Raw genomic sequence first — 18,369 nt, forward strand, 5'->3', positions numbered from 1 at the left:
CGCCTCGGCCGTGGTGACGCCGGTGGCGATCACCCGCCAGAACTGGCGTTGGACCTCTCGTGAGGGCTGTGGCCTGCCGGGCGAGCGCATCGGGGCCCGCAGGGCCCGATCCGCTCTCCATTGCCGCCGTGTCCCCTCGGGTACGTCACTGATCTTCCTCGCCCAGTCCTTGTTGGCCATCGCCCATACCTCCAGTGATTCTGGGGGTGTTGCGACGACCGATTGAATCCACCTTGGAAGCCGCGGTCCGAGTGCACGATGCACCCGGCTACCACGTCGGTGCCTCCGCGGCGGGCCACGGCCTGCTCGAGCGCGTTCACGGCCAACGAGGCCTGCATCCGGTCGGCCGTGGAGTACCCCACGATCCGTCCGGCGTAGAGATCCTTGATCGCGCAGAGGTAGAGCTTGCCCTCACCGGTGGGGTGTTCGGTGATGTCGGTCAGCCAGAGCCGGTTGGGCTCCTCGGCGGAGAAGTCCCGGCGGACGCGGTCATCGTGCACGGGCGGGCCGGGCCGGCGCCCGTTCTTGCCGCGCTTGGCCCCGAACGCGCAGTGCCATCCGTTCTGGTGGCAGAGCCGCCAGGCAGTCCGGGTGGCCATGGGTTCCCCGGCCGCCTCGGCCTCGTCCCGCAGCAGCCGGTACCCGAACTCGGGATCGTTGAGGTGCGCGTCGTGGAGGGCGTTGGCCCGGTGAGCGGCCTCCACCTCCGCGGTGGTGACAGGGTTCTGAAGCCAGCGGTAGTAGGGCTGGCGGGCGAGCTTGAGGACCCGCAAGGACACCACGACCGGGATCTGGTCGGCGGCGAGCTCGGACACGAGCGGGTACATCATTTTTTCGGCTTAGTTCGCCTGGGAGAGGTAGGCCGCGGCGCGGCGTAGGACTTCGTTCTCATGCTCGAGCAGCCGGATCCTGCGGCGGGCTGCGCGGAGTTCTTCGGCCTCGGCCTTGGTGGTGCCGGGGGTGTTGCCGGCTTCGATCTCGGCTTGGCGCATCCAGTTCGTCAGACAGGACTCGCTGATGCCGAAGTCCTTCGCGATCTGCTTCACGTGGGTGCCGGGCTCACGGTTCTGGGCGACGCGGACGACGTCGTCGCGGAACTTTTGGGGGTAGGGGGCGGGCATGGTGCACATGCTTCCCTGCGGTGTGGGAACACCACAGATTGTGTGTCACCTATACGTGCATCAGTCCCGGACGTGTGCGCTCACTATGAGATTCGGCTGAGTGCAGGACATGGGGGGGCTGGGGGTTGACTTGTTCCCTGCCTTCTAGGTGTGATACACCTGGGAAGGAGAAGAGCGGCCTCTCCGCCCCGACCTCCAGGCGAGGTCGCCGACCCCAAGCGGAACGAAGGGGGGTGCAACATGAGTCTCAACGACAAGGCCCAGGACATGGGCAACTTCGAGTCGGATTTCACGTGGTCCGATGTCAAGATTGTCGACGACACGGAGTCGCTGTTCTTCGGCGGTTCTCTCGCTGCTAGCAAGATGTGACATGATTCACGGCAGCGCGGTGGGATGGATCGCCCATCCTGGGCGGTCCATCCCATCCGTATTCAAAGGGGAAAGTGTGATCGTTCTCGGTCTTAATGGATATTTGAATGCAGACCACGATGCATCGGCTGCACTAGTGGTGGACGGAGTCGTGGAAGCCGTCGTGGAAGAAGAGCGGCTGATCCGGCGTAAGCGCGCTCCAGGGATGCATCCGGTAAACGCTGCGGCGGAGGTTCTCTCCGTGGGTTCCGTCAAGGCAGAGGACGTAGACGTGATTGCCTACCCCTGGCGCCCAGATCTATTGGGGGAGTCGGCCGATCAGGAACGCAACCGGATAATCCAGGATCTGAGGGATAGCGGGATCGAGGTCAACCCTGAGGTTCCTGTCGAATTCATCCAGCACCACGAGTCCCACGCCTGGTCTGGGCTTGCCTTTGTTGCCCCTGAGCGCCGGAAGGAATGTCAGATTCTTGTCCTGGATGGGTCGGGCGAGGATTCCTCCGGAGCAGTGTTCCGTTGCGAGGGTATGCATCTCGTCACAGACAGCATCTTCTCGGTTCAATCGTCAGCCGGAGCGATGTACGAGGCGGCCACGGAGTTGGCTGGTTTCGGATGGGGTGAAGAAGGCAAGTTGATGGGCCTCTCTTCCTATGTGGAACGGGGAACGCTACCGTGTTCCGAAGTCGAACGGTTGAAGCGGTGTATAGCTCAAGAAGAGGCGGGTCAGAGAAGCGCAGCGACTGACAAACTCTACGCCGACAGTCTGGCGAGATGGAGCCAGCTGGTGACCGCTGCAGCAGGCCCTCGACGTGCCACCTTCATAGGACGAGCGTTTGTGGCGGCAGTGGCTCAGGCGGCACTGGAGGAGAGAATCGCGGAGCTAGTCGGTGCTTTCCGCTCCAGGACGGTGGTCTTTGCCGGGGGCACCGCGCTGAACTGCGCAAGTAACGGCAAGCTGGCGGTCACTCTGCAACGACAGGGGCGAGAACTCGTGGTCCCCCCTTGCGCCAACGACTCTGGGTAGCTCTGGGCGCCGCAGTCGCGGTTGCGGCGAGGACAGATGTCATCGGGCACGTCGAGTCTGCCCATCTAGGGCGCTCTATGGGCATTGCCGATGCTGCGGACATCGCGGCTCAGGAGGGGTTGACCCTACGCGAGGCCGGCCCCATGGACGTGGCGGAGAGGCTTGCGGAGGGGCAGGTGCTCGGGTGGCTCGACGGCCGCTCAGAGATTGGGCCCAGAGCCCTCGGGGGACGGTCCATCATGGCAGACCCGTCATCCACCCGTGTACGTGACATCGTGAACGTGATGAAGGGACGAGAGACCTGGCGCCCCCTGGCTCCCTCGGTGTCCCCCTCCGAATTCGACCGTTCCTTTAGCGGGGTACCTAACGCATTCATGCTACAGGCGGCTGCGGTGAGGGAAGAAGCCTCCGGCCTGGCCGGTGTCACTCACGTCGACGGCACTGCTCGGCCCCAGGTCGTCGATCACACCCAGGCGGCGTATCTAAACGTCATCACAAGCCTGGGCGAGATGAGAAGTGGTCCACATGCGGTGATCTGCACCTCGTTCAACAGGGCAGGGGAACCCATTGTCTATTCCATGGACGACGGGCTCTGCAGCGCTCGGGGTCTAGGGTTGCATGCACTGGCCGGTGACGGATGGTTGATTGAGTTGGAAGGACGGGGAAGCCAATGATCTCGGAGAACGAGAGAACGAATCTGGGTAATGAGGTTCGGATTACCTTGGAAGGGTGCGATCCGAATGTGTTGAATTCCCCCGCACTTATTACGGGTATCGTCCGAAACATTTGCGCCGCGCTTGAGGTCGAGATTCGGGAAGAGATTTGCCACACATTCGAGCCCCATGGGGTGTCGGTGATTGCGATTCTGGCCGAGTCGCACTGTGCAATCCATACCTGGCCAGAAGAAGAGCGGCGTGCGGCCACTGTGGACATCTTCACTTGTGGGGCGGTTGATCCCGTGACTGTTGTACCTCTGGCGGCCAGGGCACTGGGCTCGACCTCGTCTAGCTTCACCATGACGGAGCGGCCTCTTGCAACAACCCCGGCGGTCCGAACTTATCCGGGGTTCCCGGAGTATATCCTTGCCGCCCCGCCTTACGGCCACTTTGCGCGCCCCACGTTCAGGCGGGGTATTGGTCGGGAGTACTTGCTGGAGCCAGAGGGGCTGAGCTGGTCTCGCTTCTTTACTTCGGACTCCTATCGGCCTCCCGCCGGTAAGGACATCCTCCTCCTCCATCCCTGCTCATGGGCGAAGCCTTATGACTTCTCCGAGTACATTGCCCGCCTAAGGGCGGTGACTGACAAGCACGATCGCGTCCATCGCGTAGTAATTTCGAATGTTGGTCTTGTCCCCTTCGAATACCAGATGAATGAGTTTTTCTGTAGCTACGACTATATGGATGTGTCCGGGGGTCATCCCTCAGGGGAAGAAGATCCCCGCGCGCTGTTCCGAGCTCTGACCTCGGACCGTATACGCAGTTATGTATCTGCTCATAAGGAACACTACAAGGCGGTCGTGCTTCTGGGACACCCTGTCGCCCACGGGTATCACGAGGCGGTTTCCAAGGTGTCGCGAGAGTCCGGTTTGATTGGGTTTCAGGCTCCCCGAGCAGAGACGTACCGTGCGGCGATGGAGGAAAGCCGGGGCGAGCGGGACGTCGACGCTCCCCTCTTTAACGCCCGTTCATTGGAGGAACTCTCCCGCGGCCTCGGTGCCGTAGAGAAGGAGCTGAACAGAGTGCGCGCGGTGACCCATGGGTGAATTCACTGTCGTCATCCCGGTGAAGGACGACATGAGAGTGGGCAGGTGTCTGGCCTCGTTCGATGAAGCCCGAGCTCACCCTCTCGTTGTTATGAACGATCCCACACAGGAGGTGCGGGAGCTCGTGGAGCGAGCGGGCTGTGACAGTTTGACCCTTCCTACAGCTGGTGGGCCAGCAGCATGCGAGGCCGGTATGCAGGGTGCAGGAACAGCTTCCGTCCTGTTCATGGACAGCGATTGTGTGTTCCATCCTGGGGCTCTTACTGCCTTCGCGGAGGCCGTCGGCACGGCAGATTTTGTTCGAGGAGTCACGATCTTTCGCCATCACACGCGGCTTCAGAGAGTTGTCGCTCGTTCGCGAGTCCGCCACACCAACATGCCACAGATGCTCTTCAAAGTGCCGTTGCTGGTTGACAGGAGGGTATTGCCCAAGATTGGAGGATATCTGTTCGACTCCCGTCTGGCCTGGACGGAGGACTTTGATCTGACTATGCGTGTCAGGTCCTCAGGCGCTACCACCCGCGTTCTCAGGGAAGGAGTGGTGATCCACGACGCCTTGACACCCCTCCGAGATCTGACATCCGCCTATCGCTACGGGCAGGGCCATCGTGGTGGGGTCCGACTCGGACTCGACGGATATAAGACGGTGTCGTGGAAGTCCGCGCTGAGCCTCCCGTGGGGGGCCATAAGACGGGACGATCCCACTCTCGCCTTCTACGACCATCTGTTCAATCTCAGTTTCACGGCGGGGTACAAGTTCGCATCCGCCTCGGAAGGTAGGCGCCTCGATGACCTCTCCTGACCTGTGCAAGCCGACCAACGACGGGTCGGTCGACGCCTACGACCGGCTTTCCCTGGTCTACGACGGGCTCATCCCCGACCCTGATGGGTTCGTGGACTTCTATACGGGCGTCTGCGGATCCACGCCGCGCCGAGTGCTCTACGTCGGTTGTGGGACGGGACGACTCCTGGAGACTCTTGTGACAGGTGGTCATGAATGCGTGGGGGTGGACCCATCGTCCGAGAGCGTGGAGATTGCGCGCCGGCGACTGGAAGAGGTCGGCGCGCCGAGCCAGGTGCAGGTGGACCGGTTGCCCGAGCTCTCTGGAGTGCAGGGCACCTTCGATGTGGTTGTGGTCGCTGGCGGTGCGTTTGAGTACCTTCTCACCACACGTGATCAGGTAGCGGCGTTGAGGCGTGTCGCGAGTCTCCTCGCGCCCGGGGGGTGTCTGGCACTTGATGTGTCGGTTCCTCCCTTCGCTACAGATGACGCTCGCGGAAATTACCGGGGTGATATGGATGAGGAGCTCGTGAGAGAGGTCGGGTTGTTGTCATCCGAGGTGCGTTTCGGGTACGACCATTTCCTGCAGCTGGTCCGGAGCACCTGCACTTTCAACTTCGGCAGCGACCGTGATCCGCTCACGGTCGAGTACATGACGCGTTATACGACGCAGGCCGAATGGCAACTCCTCCTGGAGGTCGCAGGCCTGAGGGGGAGGGTATATGGCGACTTCTACCACGGACCCGTTACCCGGCGGTCGAGCAACCTGGTGATCCTGGCCGAAGGGGGCACTCAATGAAGCGGCGTCTCGTGATCGCCGCCCACGCTGACGACGAGACAATCGGCTGTGGAGGCACGATCTTAAAGTATGCGGAGGCCGGGGCTGACGTCTTTGTCGGTGTTCTCACCCGTGACGCCAGCGATGAGCAGCATCAGCTCCGTCATGGTGAGGCCGAAGCGGCGTGGTCGACTCTCGGCGTGGCCCGGAGTGACTGGGCCATGATGCGGTCACACCCTCTCACGGTGGGTGAGTCGAGTGTCGACGCAGTGGTCGGTTGGCTTGAAACGTTCCGCCCAGATTTGGTCTTCGTCCCGCACCCGGGAGAGGAGGATCCTGACCATGCGGTGGTATCGCGTGTGGTTGCGAGCGCCATGTTGCGGTCAGGTCACTTCCGTCGGGTCCTGGGGTATGAGGTGTGGACGCCCATCCCACGTCCGGCACTGTTCGAGGACGTTACCGACGTAATGCAGCAGAAGATAGAGGCGATCCAGTGTTTCACGACGCAGATGAATGAGCGTGACTATGCTGCGGGGGCCGCAGGCCTGAACCGGTTCCGTGGCGTGACGACCGGAAACGGGCGTTTCGTCGAGGCATTCACCCTGGTGCAGCTGTGACCGGCGGCGGCATGAACGACGCCGTGGTGGATCCCGTGGGCAATCTGTCCTCCCTCACGGTTGCGCTGTGGGTCGATTCGGGAAGCCGGCACGAAGTTCCGGCAGCCCGAGGGGCGGCTCACGTCCTTGAGCACCTTGTGACGACCACACGCTCGGAAGAGGGCAATCTCTCCGATCTGTGCGACGCGCTGGGGGGACGTTCCGAAGCGATCACCACACCCGAGTTCACGATGTATGCGGCGACACTCCCTCGGGGCCGTTTCGCAGAAGGGTGGTGTCTGCTGCGGGATCAATTCCTTCGGCCAGATTTGAGCCGTGCCCGCCTTGAGGCTGAAAGGTCGGTCGTTCTGGATGAGATCGCTGGCACTCGAGCTGATCATGGCAGATTCATCCACGAATTGGCCTTGTCGAACCTGCTCGGTCATCATCCCCTGGGATACCCGGCTCGAGGGATGCCTGATGATGTCGTTAAGCTGACCGTCGCGGACATTGCCGCTGAGCACCAGGGTCAGCTCGCCTCGAGGGTCGTCCCGATCGCGTCCGGTGGGGTCGACCCAGACGAGGTCGCGGAAGCCTTCGAGGCGTTCACCTCATCAGCTCGGACGGACAAGAGCGTAGCGATACGCACCGGGGAAGCTGTTCGGGACCCTCGTATGGATTATGTACATGAGAAAGTGTCGAGCCCCCGCAGTCACGTCCTCGTCTCATGGATTTTACTGGATCGACGTCCAGCGGACGACTTCCCTCTATCGGTAGTGAACCGGCTTTTGGGGGGCACCGCGACGGGCGCGTTGCAGGTAGCTTTCGCTGGTCAGGAGGGCGAGTACTCCTGTTACACGTACCGCTCTGTCTTTTCAGACTGCGCCCTGCTGTCTGCATACGCATCCTGCGGATCGGGCGCGATCAAGGAGACGATCGAAAGAATTCTCAGGGCCGTCGAGTCTGCGTGGTCGGGGGTCCTCAACGACCCGTCTTCCCTCCACCGTGCCAGCCAGGCTCTCAACGGCTCGCTAGCTATCGGAATGGAGTCGACCCGCCTACGGGTGAACTGGATCGGCCGGTCGATGCTGGACAGGACTGCGCACCTGCATCCGATCATCGGGCCCGCCGACCCGGTGGCCGCTATGGTGAGCCCGACCGCGGTGGACAGCTTGCATGCGCGCCTCCGAGGCCCTCAAGTGACAGTGTTGGAAGGAGTGAGCGGAAGATGAGTCGTCTGGAGCTTCTCGAACGGGCCTACCAGCGGTTTGTCGAACTCGAGAATGAGGAGTGGGGTGAGGGAGAGCTGGCAGCTGTTCGTCGCTACACGTGGACTGTCTGGTACCGACCGTCGCGGCTCCAGTTCGCCCGTCTGGCGGCAGAGTGTGTGTCAGGTGAGCGAGTCTATGCAGGTGGGTTGCCCCGCTTGCACCGCAAAGTCCAACAGGCCTTGAGCGTTGCGGGTGACGTTATCGTGCCCGCGCTGGTGGCCCCTGAGATGGCCGAAACGACCCCCAGCCCGCTTGAGGCGGACCCGAGCTTGGGACAGATCGTTTGTGACGTTGAAAGTCGTGCCCGCATGGCCAAAGTCATCCGCCGGGACTTCCCTTACGGGGCTCGTCTCGCCCTTTTGGGGGACGACGATCTAGTTGGCTGCGCTGTAGCAGGCGAGGACTACCCGGCAGTGGTCTACGACATCGACCCCCGGGTGGGAGACCTCATCGGCTCCCATCCCCATCTCGAGTTCAAGTGTCACGATATCCGGCTCCCTATGAGGGAGCAGGGCTGCTACGAGGCCGTTCTCCTCGACCCAGCAGACGGCTCTGTAGCCTTGGGCAAGTGGTTGGAACGGGCGGACGAATGCCTCTCTCCGGAAGACGGTGCCCGTGTGTACCTCTCGGTAAACCCTTGGAGGCTTGGCCGACGCTGGGCCCAGGTAATCGCTGAGTGTCTTCGCAACGGAATGATCCCTTGTGGCCGCCACCCGCGGCTTAAGGCGTATCCCCAGGGCAGCGATGGTCTAGTCGAGACGGACCTATGGGTGTTCGAACGGGCTTCAATTCCTTCCGCCTTGCCCCACCCCTATTTAGATATCGAGGTATTCAGGTGAAACTTGACACTGCTGCATCGCGGGTGTGGAAGGATCGGTCCCTCCTGCCCATCGCCGTCGCGACTATCGCAGCGGGCCTCTCTTTCTATGTGCCGGTCAGTGCCCTCTTTCTGACGTCGCGAGGACTTTCGCTGGGGAATATCTTCCTTCTGGAGAGTATTCTGCTGGCCAGCATTCTTATCTCGGAAGTCCCCGCCGGGATCGTTGCCGACAGGGTGGACCGTCGGTGGGTGATCCTTAGCGGCTTCGTCTTCAATGCCGTCGCTGAGGTGCTATTCGCCTTAGGCGACTCTTTCGGCATGTTCGCAGTGTCCTTCTTTATCAGCGGATTGGGCATCGCCATGCTGACGGGGGTTCAGGACGCTTACATCTACGATTCCCTGGGGGAGGAAGCTGACGAGGTATCGGTCGGTGTGTGGGGCCATCTGAGTGCCTTGGAGCTGGGGGCGGGGGTTATCGGATCCGTCGCCGGCGGTGTGATGGCAGCCCGGGACATATCTTTGCCGGCCACCGCAGCCGCAGGTGTCGCGATTGTGGCGGCGGTAGTCGTCATGTTCCTGCCAGGACAACGTCCTTCGAACGATGAGGAGCCCGAGACCTCCTGGTCCGGTCTGAGGCGGGGGGCGGGACTGCTCTTCACTAACCCCATACTGCTGTATACGGCGGTCGCTTCGAGCGCGGTATTCGTCATTTTCAACGCCGTCTTCACCCTCAACCAGCCACTGTTCCAGACTACTGACGTACCGGTAGCACTGTGGGGGGTCATCGGAGGTGGCGCCCAGCTGGTGGCCGCGCTATACAACCACTTTGCCGGATCCGTGGTCGACCGCCTCGGCCGAAGGAACGGTCTCCTCCTGGCCATGGGATACGGTGCCGGCGGGTTCGGCCTGATGGTGATCCCGCACCCCGTGGCCGTTGTTGCCGGGTTTGTCCTTGTGGTTCTAGGCATGCATGCCCGTGGGCCCATCACAAGGGCTGTTGCCAATAAGGTAATCCCGTCGCATCGCCGCGCGACGGTCCTAAACGTTGCAAGCACAGTGGGTAGCGTGGTAGGCATCGCGGTGAACCCTCTCATCGGGTGGGGGGCTGAGCGTAGCCCGGGGGCCACCGTTGGTGTGATCGCGATCGTATTGGCGCTTATGGCGGCCTCATGGATCCCAATCGCTGATCGGTACCTGGACGAGGAGCAGGCTGGGGAGGATCGCCAGCCAGAAGCGGACACGGGCCCCCAGGGCCTCGATGATGAGAGAGAGAAGGGTGCCCTGTGACGCACGAACTGAAAACAGTGGCTGTTCTCCTAAGTGGAGGTCTTGATTCGACTGCCGCCATGGCCGTGGCAGACCGCGAAGCAGATCTCAGGCTCGCTATTTCCGTCGACTACGGGCAGCGTCACCGGCGTGAGATCAATTCGGCTCGTCGCGTGGCCGAAATGTACCGCACGCCCCTGATGGTGCTGGACCTACGTGGTTGGGGGCGTTCCTTGAAGGGGTCTGCCCTTACGGACCCTTCGGTGACAGTGCCCGCTGACTCGTACGATGCCGACTCCATGGCGGTAACCGTCGTGCCTAACCGCAACGCAACCATGCTCATGGCTGCAGCCGGGGTGGCAGATGCGTGGGGGATCGAGGAGGTCTGGACCGCCGTTCACTCCGGTGACCATGCGATCTACCCCGATTGTCGCCCGGAATTCATAGCGTCGGCGGCGGAGACCACGGAGCTGGGGACGGGTGGCCATGTGACCATCCGTGCTCCTTTCGTACACATGGACAAAGCCCAGATCGTGACCACCGGAGCCCATTTTGGGGCACCGTTCGAGCTCACCTGGTCGTGTTATGAGGGCGGTGACGCACACTGCGGCGTGTGCGGTACGTGTCGCGAGCGGGCGGAGGCGTTCGAGCGCGCCGGTGTCACTGACCCCACCTTTTATCGAAAGGACTGAACATGTACGCAGAGATCAGCAAGGACTTTGACTTCTCAGCCTCACACCGGCTCGACGGTCTTCCCAGGGTGCACCAGTGCTCGCGGCTTCATGGGCACAATTATCGGGTGCGCCTCAGCATCGTGGGCTCCATAGTGGAACCGGGATTCGTGGTCGACTATGGAGAGCTGGCGTTCTTCAAAAGATGGATGGATGAGACCCTGGACCACCGCCACCTGAACGACGTCATGGATAGCAACCCTACGGCGGAGAACTTGGCGGCCTGGATGGCATCTCTGGTGGGTGAGCGGCTCCGGGCAATGGGCCACAAGAATGTCACCATGATCAAGGTCTCCGTCTCGGAGACGCCGAAGACTTGGGCGATGGTTACACGGACCATGGTGCCACGCGCGCTCGAGGGGGAGATGTGACGTTTAAGCCAGGGGATCGCCTGTCCTCAAAGGACGGCGTGGAGTCGTTCGCACCGGAGGAGGCACGGCTCCCCATTAGTGAGATATTCGGGCCCACGATCCAGGGTGAAGGCCCCTTCTCAGGGCGCGTCTGCTCTTTCCTCCGTTTTGGGGGATGCAATCTTGGCTGTTGGTGGTGCGACTCGGCATACACGTGGGACGGACGAAACTACGACCTGCGGGAAGAGATCGTCATGCGGTCTGCTGAGGAGGTACTGGATCTGGTCCCGATGAGTCCCATCTGCGTCGTCACCGGCGGGGAACCCCTGCTTTACCAGCGGCGCCCCACTTTCATGGACGTTGTCAAGGCCTTGGCGAGAAGGGGGCAGGCGGTCCACATCGAGACTAACGGGACTGTAGAGCCGCTTCCCGAGTTGGCCGATCTCGTCGAGGTGTTCGTGGTCTCCCCGAAGTTGCCCCACGCGCGAGCTCAGCGGGGACGAGTGTCCCCGGCCTTGCACCCAGGGTGGGGGATAATAGGGCGTCGAGAGTCCGTACATCTCAAAGTCGTGGTCGAATCTGAGTCGGATGTGGCCGCCGCGGTCCGTTTGGCTGATGAGAATCATTGGGATCGGAGTCGTGTGTGGGTGATGCCCGAGGGTGCGGACAAGGGCAGTCTCGACAGAAAATGGGCCATGGTGTGTGAATGGGCCACGGCTCGTGGAGTCAATGTCTCCCATCGCCTCCACGTCCTCGCATGGGGCGAGGAACGGGGGCGTTGACTTGGAGGATGCTCTGGCCGGCGAGACGAGCTGTTGTGGGTCATGAGGTTCTTGACACGAGGGCCGGGGTGAGATGAGACGAGCGGGCTCCGCCTCGCAGGATGGGAATTGCGACATCCACTCATCCGCGGAAGGACGCCCGCTCGTGACTCACGCTAACGCACCCCTGACTCCCCCCGGCCGTCTCAGAATGGTCCAACGCCACCTGAACGACGGCATCCCCCAAGCGCACGTGGCCGCTTAAGTTCCGCGTCAGTCGGCCCACGGTGGCCACCTTGGTGGCCCGCTACCGCGCCGAGGGCGAGGCAGGACTGCAGGACCGCTCGAGCCGACCCCACCACTGCCCCGCCCAGCTCGACACCGCGATCCTGGCCGAGATCGAGGCCCTGCGCCGGGAGCTGAAGTGGTCCGCACGACGCATCCATCACCACCTCGTCTCCGTAGGCCACCAGCTGTGCCTGCGCACCGTGGGGAGGTGGCTGCACCGGGCCGGGATCTCCCGGTTGCCAGACCTCGCACCCACGGGTGAGGACCTGCGCCAACGACCTCAGAAGATCACCGCCCGCGGCCCGGGGCACATGGTGCACCTGGACGTGAAGAAGATCGGAAAGATCCCCGAGTGGGGAGGCTGGCGTGCTCACGGCCGGGACTCTCAGAACGCGCGAGCGGCCAAGCGCGGGCCTGGCCGGCGGGTCGGGTACACGTACCTGCACTCGGCGATCGACGCGTTCACCCGCCTGGCGTACACCGAGGCGTTGGAGGACGAGAAGGCGGTGACCACGATCGGGTTCTACTGCCGGGCGAGGGCGTTCTTCGCCGCCCATGGCATCACCGCGGACCGGGTGGTCACGGACAACGGGAACAACTACCGGGCCGTGGACTTCACCGCCGAGGTGGTCTCGCTCGGGGGCCGGCACCACCGGATCCGCCCGTACACCCCGCGTCACAACGGGAAGGTCGAACGGTACAACCCGCTCATGGTGGACGAGGTCCTCTACGCTCGCCCCTACACCTCAGAGAACCAGCGGCGTGAGGCCCTGCAGGTGTGGGTGAACCACTACAACTACCATCGGCCTCATACCTCCTGCGGGAACATCCCGCCGGCCTCACGGGCCCCGGCGCGTGTCAACAACGTCATGCCCTCCTACAACAAGCCACCAGGCTGCGGGTCAGTGCCCTCGGATCAGAGCGAGGGCTTCTGCGCGAGTGGCCGGATCCCGGAAGTGGCCGCGGACTGCGGAGGTCATCGTCATGGAACCGGGCTTCTGCACGCCGCGCATGGCCATACAGAGGTGTTCGCATTCCATCACCACGATGGCGCCTGAGGCCCCGAGATAAGTCATGAGGGCTTCAACGATCTGAGTGGTGAGCCGTTCCTGGACCTGGGGGCGGTGTGCGTACAACTCAACAAGGCGGGCCAGCTTGCTCAGTCCGGTGACCTTACCGTGAGAACCAGGCAGGTAGCCGATATGAGCGTGCCCGTGGAAGGGGAGGAGGTGATGCTCGCAGGTCGAGTAGAAGGGGATGTCCTTGACTACCACTAGCTCGGAATGCTGGATGTCAAATGCCGTGGAGAGCAGTCGCGCGGGGTCGTCGGCCAGGCCCGAGAACAGTTCGGCATAGGAACGAGCAACGCGTTGTGGTGTTTCGAGGAGCCCTTCACGTTCAGGGTCCTCACCGATTGCGATCAGGATCTCACGAACCGCGGCTGCGATACGCTTCTGGTCGACGGTGGTATGGGACATGAATCTTTCGTCCTCGGCGTGCTTCTCTATACTCACTGGCACATCATCTCCTTGTCGGTCTGGTCCAACGCTACGGAGCGAAGGCGGGTAGGCCGCACGGCCGGTGGCCAGCGCAATGAGCGTCTGATCTTGGCGGACCCCCCACCTGCCCAGTGGAAGGCGCCTATTCAATGAACCTATGTATAGGTTCTATTGTTAGCGACACCTTTGTTGACGGTGTGTCAAAGCTTCCGGAGTGGGATCGAGGGGTCTGGGTGCCGACCCTCTCGCCCTCTCGCGTGTGCCACAATAACAATAAACTGCTACAGGGACTGATGCCGAACGGGTGGTTGGAGGAGGACATGCGAGCGGTGCCGAACCGCAAGCAACGGGTGGTTTTCTGGGTTCCCCGGGATGTGCATCGGGACAAGGTCGGCACCGGGAACCGGTGGGATTCGGGGTATCCCTTCGGGCTGGGGGGTGCCGCGCCGATGGACGGTGCGGTGTTCACGCAGTACGACACAGTTCCGCCGATCAAGGACGTGTATCTGGTCATGAAGGTGCTGCAGCGCAATGCGCGTGAGGCGGCGGCAAGGACGGCGACACCTCCGAGGATCTACCGGCCCGTGCACATGGGCCCGGTCGTGGGCGGGCGTCGGGCGGTGGCGCCGAACGTGCCGGCGAAGGACGAGGCCTCGGAGTGAGGGCGGCGGTGGAGAAGGACCTGGCATGAGGACTGTTCCCCGGGTGGTGGGACTTGATTCTGAGCCGCACCATCCGGGGAGCAGTTCAGGCCAGGGGCCGTCGTCGTCCCATCAGGGGAGGCCGCCGCTCAGGCGGCAAGCCAGAGGTCCGGGCCGAAGATCTCGTAGCGGATGGAGGCGGCGGGCACGCCGGCGTCGATCAGCGTGGACCGGGCGGTCTGCATGAAGGCCAGGGGGCCGCAGAGGATGACCTCGGCGCCCTCGGGCAGGTCCACGGCGGCGGCGTCGAGCCGGCCCTCGTGCACGGTGACGCCCTCGGCGGCCTCCTCGGGGACGACGCCGAGCCACAGGTGGGCCTGCGCGGAGGGCAGGGCGGCCACGGAGCCGAGCACCTGGTCGCGCAGGGCGATGGAGTCCCAGGAGGCGTCGGCGTGGAGAAGGTGCACGGTGCGGGAGGAGCCCTGCTCGGCGAGGGCGGAGAGGATGGCAGCGGCCGGGGTGATGCCGATGCCGGCGGTGAGCAGCACCAGCGGGGCGTCGGAGTCGGTGAGGGCGACATCGCCGTAGGGGTTGGAGAGCTCGACGATGTCGCCGACCTCCACCTCCTGGACCAGCACGGGGGAGACCTCGCCGGCCTCGTCGAGCTTGACGGTGATGAGGCGGTGGTCGGTGGCGGCGGCGTCTCCGGAGAGGGAGTACTGGCGGGCCTGGCGCAGGCCGTCGTCGAGGCGGACGCGCACGGAGACGTAGCCGCCGGGGTAGCCGGGGGTCACGGGGGTGTCGTCGGCGGGCTCGAGGCGGAGGGTGACGGCGGCGTTGCCGGCGGGCTCCTTGGCGGCCACGCGCCAGGGGGTCCACATCCTGTCGTTGGCCTGACGGGCGTAGAGGTCCTTCTCGAGGCGGATGAGGGCGTCGGCCATGAGCCAGTAGACCTCGGTCCAGGCCTCGGCGACCTCGGGGGTGACGGCGTCGCCGAGGACGTCGGCGATGGCCCGGAAGAGGTGCTCGTGGACGATCCGGTACTGGTCCTCGGTGATGCCCAGGGCCGTGTGCTTGTGGGCGATGCGGGACAGGACCGCCTCGGGGAGGGTGTCCGGGTGCTCGAGCAGGTGCACGGCGAAGCGCACGATCGAGCCGGCCAGGGCCTGGGCCTGTTCGCCGCTGCGCTGGTTGGCGCGGGAGAACACGCCGTCGAGGAGCTCGGGGTGAGCCTCGAACATGTGGGCGTAGAACGTCGGCGTGATCTCCGGCATGTGCTCGGCGACGACGGCGGCGGTCGCCTCGATGACGGGGCGGGACTTCTCGGACAGCATGGGGTGCTCCTGGGGACGGGAGAAGTTACTGGCATCTATGATGCCAGATTACTCTTCCGGGGTGCTGGTGGGGAGGGTCGCGGAGGGCTTCCGGGCGCTGGGGACGCCGAGGGGGACGGGTCCGAGGGTGGAGGTCCGGGCGAGTTCGCGGACGGTGTGGCGGTCCAGCTCCGCGAAGAAGGCCTCGCGGGCGGCGTAGAGGGCGTTGCGCACCGCGCAGTCCCGGCGGAAGGGGCAGGGGGTGCCGGACTCGTGCCCCTGGCAGTCGACCACCTCGGTGCGGGTGCTCAGGGCCCGCACGAGCTCGCCGACGCGCTGGTCCAGGCCCACCTGCGTCACGCGGGCCCCGCCGGTGCGTCCACGTGTCACCTCCAGGAGCCCGCGCCGACGCAGCTCGGCGACCGCCTTGACCACATGGTTGTAGGGCACGGCGATCTCGTCCGCGACCTGCTGGGTGGTCCGGCGTCGTTCCGGGTCCCCACCGAGCAGGAGGAGAGCCCGGAGGCAGACGTCTGTGAAGGCGTTGAGTTTCATCCCCCGATTCTTTCACCGGCGGTGCACGGCTGACTCCACTGCAACGCACCTGACACGTTCGGCTCCTGCACAGTCGCTCGCCCGTGGGGCACCGTCCACGGTGCGGCCCGTCCCGGGCTTCGGTGTCCGGGCCCGGTGGCAGACTGACGGCCATGAGCCAGCCGCCCGCCTCCCCGTCCGCCCCACCGCCCGTCCCGCCGCCGCATCCGGGGCCCGACGCCGGCCCGGCCACCCCTCCGGGGGTCGGCCTGCGGTCCGAGGCGCTCGAGGTGCTGCGCAGGCTCGTCGCCCGCCCCGACGCCGACTTCAAGGACGGGCAGTTCGAGGCCGTGGAGGCGCTCGTGGCCCACCGGCGGAGGGCACTGGTGGTGCAGCGCACCGGCTGGGGCAAGTCCGCCGTGTACTTCGTCTCCTCGCTGCTGCTGCGCGCCCGCGGGGCCGGTCCCACCCTCATCGTCTCCCCGTTGCTGGCGCTGATGCGGGATCAGATCGCCGCGGCCGAGCGCGCCGGGGTGCGGGCCGCCTCGCTCAGTTCCGCGAACGCCACGGAGTGGGACGAGGTGCGCGCCCGCCTGGCCGCGGATGAGGTGGACGTTCTGCTGATCTCCCCGGAACGGCTGACCAACCCGAGGTTCCGGGACGAGCAGCTGCCGGACCTCGTGGCCCGCATGGGCCTGCTCGTGGTGGACGAGGCCCACTGCATCTCGGACTGGGGCCACGACTTCCGCCCCGACTACCGGCGCATCCGGGACCTCATCGGCCGGCTGCCCTCACAGGGGCCGAGCGCCGTGCCCGTGCTGGCCACCACGGCCACGGCCAATGCGCGCGTGGTGCAGGACGTCGTCGAGCAGCTCGGGGTGGACTCGGCCCAGGACGTCTTCGTGCTCCGCGGCCCGCTGGCCCGGGCCTCCCTGCGGCTGGGCGTGCTGCGCCTGCCGAGCCCGGCCGCCCGACTGGCCTGGCTGCTGGCACACCTGGGCGAGCTGCCCGGCTCGGGCATCGTCTACGCGCTCACGGTCTCCGCGGCGGAGGACACTGCCCGGGCCCTGCGCGAGGCCGGCCTCGAGGTGGTCGCCTACACGGGGCGAACGGATCCGGAGCAGCGGGCCCGGATCGAGGAGGACCTCAAACAGAACCGGGTCAAGGCAGTGGTGGCCACCTCGGCGCTGGGCATGGGCTTCGACAAGCCGGATCTCACGTTCGTGGTGCACCTGGGGGCGCCGAGCTCCCCGGTGGCGTACTACCAGCAGGTCGGCCGTGCCGGGCGCGGCACCGACCACGCGGACGTGCTACTGCTGCCCGGCGCGGAGGACCGCGAGATCTGGCGCTACTTCGCCACCGCCTCCATGCCGGACGAGGCCCAGGCCCGGGCGGTGCTGGAGGTGCTCTCCCAGCACGGCGGGGCGATGTCTGTGGCGGCGCTCGAGCCGGCCGTGGAGGTCCGGCGCACGGCCCTGGAGCTGCTGCTGAAGGTGCTGGCCGTGGACGGGGCGGTGGAGCGCGTCGGCGGGGGTTGGCGCGCCACGGGCCGGCCCTGGGTGTACGACGCCGACCGCTACGCCCGCGTGGCCGAGGCTCGCCGGGCCGAGGAGCGGCTCATGCTCGACTACCAGACCACGGGCACCTGTCGCATGGAGTTCCTCGCCCGCACCCTGGACGACCCCACCGCCCAGCCGTGCGGCCGCTGCGACGTGTGCGTGGGCCCCTGGTACCCGGACGGTGCGGATGGTGCCGCCCGGGAACGCGCGGAGCGGATCCTGCACCGGGCAGGGGTGGTGCTGGAACCTCGGCGCATGTGGCCCTCCGGGATGGACCGGCTGGGGGTGCCGGTGAAGGGCCGCATCGCCCCGGGCGAGCAAGCAGGGGAGGGGCGCGCCCTGGCCCGTCTCACCGACCTCGGCTGGGGCGGGCGGCTGCGCGAACTCCTGGGCGGACCGGACGTCCCCGTGCCGGAGGCCGTGCTGACGGCGGCCGTCGGGGTGCTGGCCGAGTGGGACTGGGCCGAGCGTCCCATCGCGGTGGCCGCGATGCCCTCCCGCACGCGTCCGGAGCTGGTCTCCACCTTCGCCGAAGGCATCGCCCGGCGTGGCCGCCTGCCCTACCTCGGGGTGCTTGAGCACGCGGCCGGGGGTCCCTCAGCCGGGCCTGGCGGCAACAGCGCCTACCGCCTGGGCTCGGTGCACGGCCGCTTCGCCGTGCCCGAGCCCATGGCGCACATGCTCCGCACCGCCCCCGACGCCGGCCACCACGGCCCGGTGCTGCTGGTGGACGACCTCGCGGACTCGCGGTGGTCCCTCACCGAGGCCGCCCGCGTGCTGCGCGGGGCCGGCGCCCAGGGGGTGCTGCCGTTCGTGCTGGCGCTCTCGGGCTGACACGGCGAGGCGGCCCTCCCGCTCGGGTGAGTGGAAGGGCCGCCTCGTGGGTCCCTGTGGGCCAGGCCGTC

General features: G+C 65.2%; 19 protein-coding genes and 3 pseudogenes. 16 read left to right on the forward strand and 6 right to left on the reverse strand.

Annotation, left to right across the window (positions count from 1 at the left end; translation table 11 throughout):
* The 3 genes and pseudogenes from SPI96_RS04625 to SPI96_RS04635 form a co-directional block, all read right to left on the reverse strand.
* Positions 1 to 180 (reverse strand): annotated as a pseudogene (locus SPI96_RS04625) (IS30 family transposase); the annotation flags it as partial.
* Positions 181 to 245: 65 nt separating this feature from the next.
* Positions 246 to 830, reverse strand: a pseudogene (locus tag SPI96_RS04630) (DDE-type integrase/transposase/recombinase); the annotation flags it as partial.
* Between the two features lie 9 nt (positions 831 to 839).
* Positions 840 to 1,121: a transposase gene (locus SPI96_RS04635; protein ID WP_321081198.1), complete on the reverse strand. Its 282-nt coding sequence runs from the start codon at positions 1,119 to 1,121 to the stop codon at positions 840 to 842.
* Between the two features lie 240 nt (positions 1,122 to 1,361).
* Here SPI96_RS04635 and SPI96_RS04640 point away from each other — a divergent pair, with 240 nt between their 5' ends.
* The 14 genes and pseudogenes from SPI96_RS04640 to SPI96_RS04700 form a co-directional block, all read left to right on the forward strand.
* The gene (locus tag SPI96_RS04640) at positions 1,362 to 1,490 is read left to right on the forward strand and encodes a hypothetical protein (protein ID WP_321081199.1); all 129 of its coding nucleotides are present in this window, start codon (positions 1,362 to 1,364) and stop codon (positions 1,488 to 1,490) included.
* 76 nt (positions 1,491 to 1,566) lie between these two features.
* Positions 1,567 to 2,514 (forward strand): carbamoyltransferase N-terminal domain-containing protein, encoded by a 948-nt coding sequence (locus SPI96_RS04645; protein WP_321081200.1) that lies wholly within the window; start codon positions 1,567 to 1,569, stop codon positions 2,512 to 2,514.
* Between the two features lie 143 nt (positions 2,515 to 2,657).
* A complete protein-coding gene (locus tag SPI96_RS09950) occupies positions 2,658 to 3,188 on the forward strand; it encodes a carbamoyltransferase C-terminal domain-containing protein (protein ID WP_414601906.1) in 531 nt (176 codons plus the stop codon).
* Complete coding sequence (speD, locus tag SPI96_RS04650; protein ID WP_321081201.1) at positions 3,185 to 4,276, forward strand: adenosylmethionine decarboxylase; 1,092 nt, start codon at positions 3,185 to 3,187, stop codon at positions 4,274 to 4,276. Before SPI96_RS09950 ends, speD begins: the two co-directional genes overlap by 4 nt.
* Entirely contained in the window at positions 4,269 to 5,078 is an 810-nt protein-coding gene (locus SPI96_RS04655) for a glycosyltransferase family A protein (protein ID WP_321081202.1), read from the forward strand. Before speD ends, SPI96_RS04655 begins: the two co-directional genes overlap by 8 nt.
* A complete protein-coding gene (locus SPI96_RS04660; protein ID WP_321081203.1) occupies positions 5,065 to 5,856 on the forward strand; it encodes a class I SAM-dependent methyltransferase in 792 nt (263 codons plus the stop codon). Before SPI96_RS04655 ends, SPI96_RS04660 begins: the two co-directional genes overlap by 14 nt.
* 11 nt (positions 5,857 to 5,867) lie before the next feature.
* Complete coding sequence (locus SPI96_RS04665) at positions 5,868 to 6,452, forward strand: PIG-L deacetylase family protein (RefSeq protein ID WP_321081204.1); 585 nt, start codon at positions 5,868 to 5,870, stop codon at positions 6,450 to 6,452.
* Positions 6,449 to 7,663, forward strand: a complete 1,215-nt coding sequence (locus tag SPI96_RS04670; RefSeq protein WP_321081205.1) for a pitrilysin family protein — start codon at positions 6,449 to 6,451, stop codon at positions 7,661 to 7,663. The genes SPI96_RS04665 and SPI96_RS04670 overlap by 4 nt, the downstream gene beginning before the upstream one ends.
* Positions 7,660 to 8,541: a hypothetical protein gene (locus tag SPI96_RS04675; RefSeq protein ID WP_321081206.1), complete on the forward strand. Its 882-nt coding sequence runs from the start codon at positions 7,660 to 7,662 to the stop codon at positions 8,539 to 8,541. The genes SPI96_RS04670 and SPI96_RS04675 overlap by 4 nt, the downstream gene beginning before the upstream one ends.
* On the forward strand, positions 8,538 to 9,809 hold the full coding sequence (locus tag SPI96_RS04680; RefSeq protein ID WP_321081207.1) for an MFS transporter: 1,272 nt from the start codon (positions 8,538 to 8,540) through the stop codon (positions 9,807 to 9,809). The genes SPI96_RS04675 and SPI96_RS04680 overlap by 4 nt, the downstream gene beginning before the upstream one ends.
* Positions 9,806 to 10,480 (forward strand): 7-cyano-7-deazaguanine synthase QueC, encoded by a 675-nt coding sequence (gene queC, locus SPI96_RS04685; RefSeq protein WP_321081208.1) that lies wholly within the window; start codon positions 9,806 to 9,808, stop codon positions 10,478 to 10,480. The genes SPI96_RS04680 and queC overlap by 4 nt, the downstream gene beginning before the upstream one ends.
* Before the next feature lie 2 nt (positions 10,481 to 10,482).
* The gene (locus tag SPI96_RS04690; protein ID WP_321081209.1) at positions 10,483 to 10,890 is read left to right on the forward strand and encodes a 6-carboxytetrahydropterin synthase; all 408 of its coding nucleotides are present in this window, start codon (positions 10,483 to 10,485) and stop codon (positions 10,888 to 10,890) included.
* A 38-nt stretch (positions 10,891 to 10,928) separates the two neighbouring features.
* Positions 10,929 to 11,651, forward strand: a complete 723-nt coding sequence (locus tag SPI96_RS04695; protein ID WP_321081210.1) for a 7-carboxy-7-deazaguanine synthase QueE — start codon at positions 10,929 to 10,931, stop codon at positions 11,649 to 11,651.
* A gap of 145 nt (positions 11,652 to 11,796) precedes the next feature.
* A pseudogene (locus SPI96_RS04700) lies at positions 11,797 to 12,802 on the forward strand (IS481 family transposase); the annotation flags it as partial.
* A gap of 18 nt (positions 12,803 to 12,820) precedes the next feature.
* Here SPI96_RS04700 and folE read toward each other — a convergent pair.
* The gene (gene folE / locus SPI96_RS04705; RefSeq protein ID WP_321081211.1) at positions 12,821 to 13,396 is read right to left on the reverse strand and encodes a GTP cyclohydrolase I FolE; all 576 of its coding nucleotides are present in this window, start codon (positions 13,394 to 13,396) and stop codon (positions 12,821 to 12,823) included.
* Between the two features lie 341 nt (positions 13,397 to 13,737).
* Between folE and SPI96_RS04710 the strand changes: the two genes are divergently transcribed.
* Positions 13,738 to 14,079 (forward strand): hypothetical protein, encoded by a 342-nt coding sequence (locus SPI96_RS04710; RefSeq protein WP_321081212.1) that lies wholly within the window; start codon positions 13,738 to 13,740, stop codon positions 14,077 to 14,079.
* A gap of 128 nt (positions 14,080 to 14,207) precedes the next feature.
* Here the strand turns inward: SPI96_RS04710 and SPI96_RS04715 are convergent, their stop codons facing one another.
* Positions 14,208 to 15,392, reverse strand: a complete 1,185-nt coding sequence (locus tag SPI96_RS04715; protein ID WP_321081213.1) for a globin domain-containing protein — start codon at positions 15,390 to 15,392, stop codon at positions 14,208 to 14,210.
* A gap of 48 nt (positions 15,393 to 15,440) precedes the next feature.
* Entirely contained in the window at positions 15,441 to 15,926 is a 486-nt protein-coding gene (locus tag SPI96_RS04720; protein ID WP_321081214.1) for an RrF2 family transcriptional regulator, read from the reverse strand.
* Between the two features lie 152 nt (positions 15,927 to 16,078).
* Between SPI96_RS04720 and SPI96_RS04725 the strand changes: the two genes are divergently transcribed.
* Positions 16,079 to 18,298, forward strand: coding sequence for a RecQ family ATP-dependent DNA helicase (locus SPI96_RS04725; protein ID WP_321081215.1), 2,220 nt, complete (start codon positions 16,079 to 16,081; stop codon positions 18,296 to 18,298).
* Positions 18,299 to 18,369 lie beyond the last annotated feature (71 nt).

Source organism: Micrococcus sp., from assembly GCF_034179925.1.
Taxonomy (GTDB): domain Bacteria; phylum Actinomycetota; class Actinomycetes; order Actinomycetales; family Micrococcaceae; genus Micrococcus.